General features: G+C 55.6%; 1 rRNA gene. It reads left to right on the top strand.

What is annotated here, in order from left to right:
- Positions 1-451: 451 nt before the first annotated feature.
- Positions 452-2,378 (top strand): 23S ribosomal RNA (locus VGL01_RS15055); the annotation flags it as partial.

The raw sequence follows: 2,378 nt of genomic DNA, 5'->3' as shown, positions 1-2,378 counted from the left end.
GGTTGGGGTTGTCAGGAAGCAAGCCCGTTGCGCAGACGATTGTTCTGCGGCGGGTGCTCATGGGTGGAATATCAACAAATAGCGGCCGTTGTGTTGTCGTGTCTTTCCTAGTACGAACCCCTTTGCGGGGTTCTGGAACGGTGGGCGTGGTGATGTGGTGGTTTTCGTGTTTGGCACACTGTTGGGTCCTGAGGCAACAGGACCGGGGGTTTCCCTGGTACTTGTTTGTTTCTGGTTTTCCTGGCCATGACGGTCCGCGCATGTTTGTGTGTGTGGGGTGTGTGGTTTGGGGTTGTTGTTTGAGAACTACATAGTGGACGCGAGCATCTTGTATAAGAAGCAATTTCCAAGAATATGAACCTGGATCTGGCTGCGCTGTTGATGCCCTTTTGGGGTGTTGGGGTGTGGTTGGTTTTCGTGGTTCTCTCGAAAATTAGTTTTTGATCTTTGTGGTCAAGTTTTTAAGAGCACACGGTGGATCCCTTGGCAGTAGGAGCCGAAGAAGGACGTAGGAATCTGCGATAAGCCTGGGGGAGTCGATAACCGGACTGTGATCCCAGGGTGTCCGAATGGGGAAACCCCGCCAGGGGCGCGAGTTGCCTGGTGACCCGTACCTGAACACATAGGGTGCGTGGGGGGAACGCGGGGAAGTGAAACATCTCAGTACCCGCAGGAAGAGAAAACAACAGTGATTCCGTTAGTAGTGGCGAGCGAACGCGGATCAGGCTAAACCGTTCCATGTGTGATAGCCGGCGGGCGTTGCATGGTCGGGGTTGTGGGACTTTCCATACCAGTTCTGCCGGGCTGGTGGGGTGTGATGTGCGCGCATAGGTGAACGGTTTTGAAAGGCCGGCCAGAGAGGGTGTTAGTCCCGTAACCGTAATGTGTTTGTACCGCCTGTGAGAGTATCCCAAGTAGCACGGGGCCCGAGAAATCCCGTGCGAATCTGTCAGGACCACCTGATAAGCCTAAATACTCCCTAATGACCGATAGCGGACCAGTACCGTGAGGGAAAGGTGAAAAGTACCCCGGGAGGGGAGTGAAACAGTACCTGAAACCGTGTGCTTACAATCCGTCGGAGCAGCCTTGTAGTTGTGACGGCGTGCCTTTTGAAGAATGAGCCTGCGAGTTAGTGTTACGTCGCGAGGTTAACCCGTGTGGGGAAGCCGTAGCGAAAGCGAGTCTGAACAGGGCGTTGCAGTGGCGTGATCTAGACCCGAAGCGAAGTGATCTACCCATGGCCAGGTTGAAGCGACGGTAAGACGTCGTGGAGGACCGAACCCACTTCAGTTGAAAATGGAGGGGATGAGCTGTGGGTAGGGGTGAAAGGCCAATCAAACTTCGTGATAGCTGGTTCTCCCCGAAATGCATTTAGGTGCAGCGTTGCGTGTTTCTTTCCGGAGGTAGAGCTACTGGATGGCTAATGGGCCCTACAAGGTTACTGACGTCAGCCAAACTCCGAATGCCGGTAAGTGAGAGCGCAGCAGTGAGACTGTGGGGGATAAGCTTCATAGTCGAGAGGGAAACAGCCCAGACCACCAACTAAGGCCCCTAAGCGTGTGCTAAGTGGGAAAGGATGTGGAGTTGCGAAGACAACCAGGAGGTTGGCTTAGAAGCAGCCATCCTTAAAAGAGTGCGTAATAGCTCACTGGTCAAGTGATTCCGCGCCGACAATGTAGCGGGGCTCAAGTACACCGCCGAAGTTGTGGCATTCACATATTTTCCAAGCCTTTGTGGTTCAGGAGTGTGGATGGGTAGGGGAGCGTCGTGTGGGCGGTGAAGTCGCGGTGTAAACCAGCGGTGGAGCCTACACGAGTGAGAATGCAGGCATGAGTAGCGAAAGACGGGTGAGAAACCCGTCCGCCGGATGATCAAGGGTTCCAGGGTCAAGCTAATCTGCCCTGGGTAAGTCGGGACCTAAGGCGAGGCCGACAGGCGTAGTCGATGGACAACGGGTCGATATTCCCGTACCGGCGAAACAGCGCCCATGGCGAACCCAGTGATGCTAAGTGCCCAAAGCCTCCAGCGATCCTTCGGGACGACGGAGGTGGAGCGCACGACCCGAACTGGCAGTAGCCAAGCGATGGGGTGACGCAGGAAGGTAGCCCAACCGTGGCGATGGTGGTCCACGGGCAAGGACGTAGCATGCGACGGTAGGCAAATCCGCCGTCCACCCAGTTCAGTCTGGGGGTGTGAGATCTGACGCGGAGCCAGTTGTGGCGAAGTGGGTGATCCTCTGCTGCCAAGAAAAACCTCTAGCGAGCCATGCGCCGCCCGTACCCCAAACCGACTCAGGTGATCAGGTAGAGAATACCGAGGCGATCGAGAGAACCATGGTTAAGGAACTCGGCAAAATGCCCCCGTAACTTCGGGAGAAG

The sequence above is a fragment of the Trinickia sp. genome (assembly GCF_036503415.1).
GTDB lineage: Bacteria > Pseudomonadota > Gammaproteobacteria > Burkholderiales > Burkholderiaceae > Trinickia.
Note: the sequence above shows the minus strand (reverse complement) of the source record. Positions and strands in the feature narration are given on the sequence as shown.